Annotated in this window: 5 protein-coding genes; 4 read left to right on the plus strand and 1 reads right to left on the minus strand. The window is 56.6% G+C overall.

What is annotated here, in order from left to right:
* Nucleotides 1–93 precede the first annotated feature (93 nt).
* Nucleotides 94–1,293, minus strand: a complete 1,200-nt coding sequence (locus tag BLT54_RS21790) for a DNA polymerase Y family protein (RefSeq protein ID WP_074647527.1) — start codon at nucleotides 1,291–1,293, stop codon at nucleotides 94–96.
* Nucleotides 1,294–1,344: 51 nt separating this feature from the next.
* Here BLT54_RS21790 and BLT54_RS21795 point away from each other — a divergent pair, with 51 nt between their 5' ends.
* From BLT54_RS21795 to BLT54_RS21810, 4 genes are all read left to right on the plus strand, one after another.
* The gene (locus BLT54_RS21795; protein WP_083351950.1) at nucleotides 1,345–1,650 is read left to right on the plus strand and encodes a hypothetical protein; all 306 of its coding nucleotides are present in this window, start codon (nucleotides 1,345–1,347) and stop codon (nucleotides 1,648–1,650) included.
* Nucleotides 1,651–1,659: 9 nt separating this feature from the next.
* A complete protein-coding gene (locus BLT54_RS21800) occupies nucleotides 1,660–2,385 on the plus strand; it encodes an SOS response-associated peptidase (RefSeq protein WP_074647528.1) in 726 nt (241 codons plus the stop codon).
* Between the two features lie 298 nt (nucleotides 2,386–2,683).
* Complete coding sequence (locus BLT54_RS21805; protein WP_074647529.1) at nucleotides 2,684–4,606, plus strand: site-specific DNA-methyltransferase; 1,923 nt, start codon at nucleotides 2,684–2,686, stop codon at nucleotides 4,604–4,606.
* The coding region (locus BLT54_RS21810; RefSeq protein ID WP_218129419.1) for a hypothetical protein at nucleotides 4,606–4,918 on the plus strand (313 nt) is incomplete at its 3' end. The genes BLT54_RS21805 and BLT54_RS21810, both read left to right, overlap by 1 nt.

Here is a 4,918-nt window from a genome sequence, read left to right on the forward strand (position 1 = left end):
CCGCTTGCCGGCCGGAGCCTAGGGCGCGGTCCTGGGCGGGCGTGTCCTCGAGCAACCGCACGAGGTCACGAACGACCGGGATTCGCCACGAAACTACCCTTTCTCGAAGAACCCCGGATGATCTTGATGCACACCATAGCTGACGACCCTCTGCCCAAACCTGCGATTGATCCGGTCAATGGTTGCCGCCAGTTTTTCCCGCTTGTTCGCCTCACCCGGCGCCAGCGGCAGAAACAGCTCGCCCGGCCGTTCGGAAAGCGGGATGACTTCGCCCAGGTGAACGCCGATCGACAGCACATAGCCGTGACGCTCGTGGTGGAATTGCGCCCATTCGGCTTCGAACAGCTTCAGGAAAATCGCGGAATCCTGACTCGGCGTCAGGGTTTTCGCGCGGGTCCAGCCGCGGCCTTCAGGAAGGCGGATCATGAGGGAAAACCGCCGGGCGCAAAACCCGTCACGGCGCATCCGCTCGACCGCTTTTTCAGTCAGCCATCGGCCAACCAGGCGCGCGGCATCGGGCCGACGATACTGCGGCGCGAGAACCTTCGAGTTGCCGTAGCCGTTTCGCTGCGTCGGCAAGAGCGGAATATCCATGCCCTGCAAGGCTCGAACGAACCGCTCACCTTCGACGGAACGCCAAATCTGCCGGGCGTGGCGAGGATCGAGCGCATAGAGTTCCGCGACGCCCCAAACGGCTGCACGCTGCAACCGGGCTTTGATGCCGTGGGAAATCCCCGGCAGATCGTCCAGCGCCAGGTGCGCGATACGGTCGGGCATGTTTTCCGGGGCAAGCCATTGCAGGCCGTCCGGTTTTTCGAGCTTGCCGGCGATCTTCGCAAGCAGGTGGTTCGGCCCGATGCCCACGGAACAGCGCAGTTCCGATCCGACCTGTTCGCGGATCGCGGCCTTCAGGCGGCGGCCGAGATCGAGCGCGGCTGGCAGCTCCGCTGTCTGGCCGCCGAGGGCGACCTGAAATTCATCGACGGAGCGGACGGCCTGAAGCTCTGCGATCTGGTCGATGACGCCGGCGATCTTCTGGTTCACGCGAACGTAGAGGCGGTGGCGGCTCGGGCGGAAAATGATGCCTGGGCAGAGCCGACGCGCGTCACAGACGCGCGTTCCGGTTTTGACGCCGAAGGCCTTGGCTTCATAGGACGCTGCGACACAGGCCCCCGATTCGACGCTGATAGCGGTTATGCCGACAGGCTTTCCGCGCAGCGAAGGATCGGCCTGCTGCTCCACGCTGGCAAAGAAGCTGTTCATATCAATGTATAAAGACCGCATCGGGGTCATGCGTCACGATCCTGCTTGTCGAGAAATGCCATTTGTTCTTATTTTGTTCTCATGGTGGAACGCAAGGATCAGCTTCGGAACGTGGCCTTCGGCGGCAACTGGTCAGAAGAAATTCTGATCGTGGAGGAGCTGCGCCAGGTGCTTGCCCTTGTTGAGGCGGCCGCGGCCGACTGCGCGGATCGCGATGTGGAGACAGAAGAATTTCTCGCAGCCATGCTCTATGTTCGGAAAAACATCGAGAAAGGGCCGATGCTGACGGGTGCCTTCTTCAAGGCGCTACGGATCGAAAATCAAAGCCTGCGCCGGGCGGAGGCCCTGCGCGTGGCAATGATGATCCGGGGATGGGCCGGACTGTAGGGGAGCGGAATGTGCAATCTCTATGCGAACATCGCCACGGCAGAGGCCATGCGCCGGCTGTTTCAGGTCTCGGCCGACCTCGATCGGCTCGGCAACGCCGAACCGAGGCCGGCGATATTCCCGAAGGGGCTGGCGCCGGTGGTGCGCCTCGATGCTGAAGGAAACCGCGAGCTGATCGAAATGCGATGGGGTTTTCTCACGCCTCAGGTGTCGAAGAAAACCGGCAAGCCGATCAAGCCCGCCGCCTGGAACAATGCGCGCGACGACAAACTGCGAAAAAGCGGTCTCTGGCGCGGCAGCTTTGAGGATCGGCGTTGCCTGGTCCCGGTCACGAGCTTCAATGAGACCAAGGGCAGGCAGCCGGCCACCGATTACTGGTTTGCGCTCACGGGTGAAGATCCCGATGGACGGCCGCCCTTCGCCTTCGCAGGCCTTTGGCGCGCGGAAAACCCGGAGCTGATCGAAGATGAAGAAACGGAGCTTCGGCATACCGTGGTCACGACCGAGGCGAACGAGCTGATCCGGCCTATCCATGCGAAGGGGCGAATGCCGGTCATCCTCGAACCGGCAGACTATGACACCTGGTTGACGGGCGATCCGGATCAAGCGGCCACACTGATCCGGGCTTTCCCGGCCGAGCGGATGACGATCGTTTTGCAAGGCTTGGGAGAAAAAAGGGATCAAGGCGCCAGCTCGTTGGCAAGTTGGAGGGCTACCCGGATTGACCGAGACTGATGTCCTGACCAGACCATGCGCATCACGGCCCAATGGATCGGGACGAGACAGCAGCCGGAGCATCTGTAAAGAGGGGCGGGCAGGGGGGAGGCTAAGGCGCGTTCAGGAAATCTTGTGAAAAGGCAAACAAAACAATAGTGTTCTGCCCGAAACGGGGGCCGAAGGACACCACCCACAGTCAGTTACCGGGTCAGCCTATGCCGCTGATTTCGCTATCTTTTGTGTTTGGTTTCTGTGTGTTACCTACATCAACGCAACATAATAAAATATCGCGCCGACCGCAGAATTGGAAGCAACAATGGAATTTGACTTCGACGCAGAGCTTTCGAAACTGTCTCGCGAAGAGTTGGAGCGACTGCTTAGGAGCATGTCGACAACGGGTATTGCCCTAAGTTTTCACGGAAAACGAACGGCAATGCAAATTGCCAAGCGGGTTAAAGCTCGCCAAACGCGTCGCGAGCCCCGGCTTCATATCGGGACAGCAGAAGACCAATCGAAAAATATGCTGATCGAAGGTGAAAATCTTCAAGCGATGGTGACGCTTTACAAGTTCAAAGGTCAGGTCGATCTCATTGTAACAGATCCCCCCTACAATACGGGTCAATACTTCAGATACAACGACCGTTGGGACGACGATCCAAACGATCCAGATCTGGGTCTTCTGGTTCCAGATGAAGACGGTTCCAAGAAAACTAAATGGATGAAGTTCATGTGGCCACGCCTTCAGATAATGAAGGCCATGTTGAAAGCGACAGGTGTTTTAGCGATCTGCATCGACCATCGTGAATTGTTTCGCCTTGGTCAGGCTTTGGACGAAATCTTCGGAGAGAAGAATCGTCTCGCGATAATCAACTGGCAAAAGTCAGCGGCTCCGCGGCCGGATAACAATCACGTTTCAACTTCGACTGAGTATGTTCTTGTCTATGCGAAAGACGCTGCTCTAGCAGAAAGTCGTTCTTTGGCCAGGACAGCGTCAGACAATACTCGCTATGGAAACCCGGACAATGATCCTAACGACCTCTGGCGAGAAGGAAACCTTACAGCACGAAGCTACAGCGCAAAGGACGACTACGCCATTCAATCGCCGTTCACCGGAGAGTTGCACTACCCCGCAGGAGAAGGCGCATGGCGCCATCCAAAGCGAAACATCAAATCATGGATCGGGCAGTGGGGCTGTGATGTTATCGAGAAGGACATTGGCGACGGCAAAGGCAAGGCCCTTCTCGTAAAGGGCGGGAAAGCCAACGCTATTCCAGCGGCTGCTCGAAAGTCCGCTTTCAAACGCCTTGAGCAAGATAACTGGCCTTTCATCTGGTTCGGCCGAGATGGAAAAGGTCGCCCAAGAACAAAGACATATCTGAACCAGATCAAAAAAGGTAAAGTACCAGTCTCATATTGGGCCGACGAGCTTTTCACACCTGACGTCAGGCTCGATGCGGCATCCTGGGACTACAGCGAATCTGGTCGATCCAGTGACGGGGTTTCAGAGCTTTCTGCTTTGGTGGGCGAAGGCCATGGATTCGTTACGGTAAAGCCGCTCAAGCTCGTCTCTAAAATCATTCAAATCTGGTGCCCTCCCAACGGCTTGGTCCTTGATCCCTTCGCGGGCTCGGGAACGACTGGTCACGCAGTCCTGTGGCTAAACCAGGAGGAAGGCAGCAATCGACGGTTCATCCTTATGGAGCAAGGTGCACCAGAGAATGGTGACAAGTATGCCCGCACCTTGACCTGGCAGCGCCTGCATAACGCGATTACAGGTGATCGGCCCGATGGTGAAAAAGCAGAGCCTTTGGGCGGCGGTTTCGAATATCGCCTCCTGACCAAAGCGATCGACGCCCGGGCGGTCTTATCTATGCAAAGAGACGAGTTGATAGATGTCGTGCTCACCTCGCACTGGGAGACACACAGACGCTCGGCTCCTAGCTTGAGACGCATTGAGGACGATTCCTACCAGTATTTGATAGGGCAGGATGAGAATATGGAGGGTTATTTCCTTATTTGGGACAACGGTGGCCCCGTCGGATCACTTAGCCTCGACACATACAAGCGCGTTGCGCAAGAGGCAAAGAAGGCCAGTATTGAGCCTCCTTTTCATGTTTACGCACGCTACGAGCTATTTCAGTCACCCAATGTTCGCTTCTGGAAGATACCCGACAAAATCCTTGCCGACCTTGGCTTGACTGAACACGACGAATTTAACAACGAAGATGAGATTGTTTAATGGAGCTGCTTGGTTTTCAGGAGAGAGCAGCTAGCCAGATTGCCGATAGATTCGCCACCTATTCAAGCGATCCGTTGTTGGTCAGTCGCACGACAAATGTCCCGTTTTTACAAACACTTGTCTCCATCACAGGTAGCGGGAAGACGCTGATGTTGGCAGATGCCATCTCTCAGATTCGCGACGGAATGCCAATAGCCCCGATCGTTTTGTGGATATCCAAAGGCCGGGTGGTCGTCTCTCAAACGTTTGAAAACCTTTCCAGTGGGAAGTATGCAGATAACCTATCTGGCTTTACTGTGATGCCGCTCTTGG

Origin of the sequence: Celeribacter baekdonensis, assembly GCF_900102315.1 — a bacterium.
Taxonomy (GTDB): domain Bacteria; phylum Pseudomonadota; class Alphaproteobacteria; order Rhodobacterales; family Rhodobacteraceae; genus Celeribacter; species Celeribacter baekdonensis.

Bases quoted from the DNA above. Each gene is read 5' to 3' on its own strand.
- BLT54_RS21805 (WP_074647529.1), top strand. From the start codon at position 2,684: ATGGAATTTGACTTCGACGCAGAGCTTTCGAAACTGTCTCGCGAAGAG.
- BLT54_RS21795 (WP_083351950.1), top strand. From the start codon at position 1,345: ATGGTGGAACGCAAGGATCAGCTTCGGAACGTGGCCTTCGGCGGCAAC.
- BLT54_RS21800 (WP_074647528.1), top strand. From the start codon at position 1,660: ATGTGCAATCTCTATGCGAACATCGCCACGGCAGAGGCCATGCGCCGG.
- BLT54_RS21790 (WP_074647527.1), bottom strand. From the start codon at position 1,293: ATGACCCCGATGCGGTCTTTATACATTGATATGAACAGCTTCTTTGCC.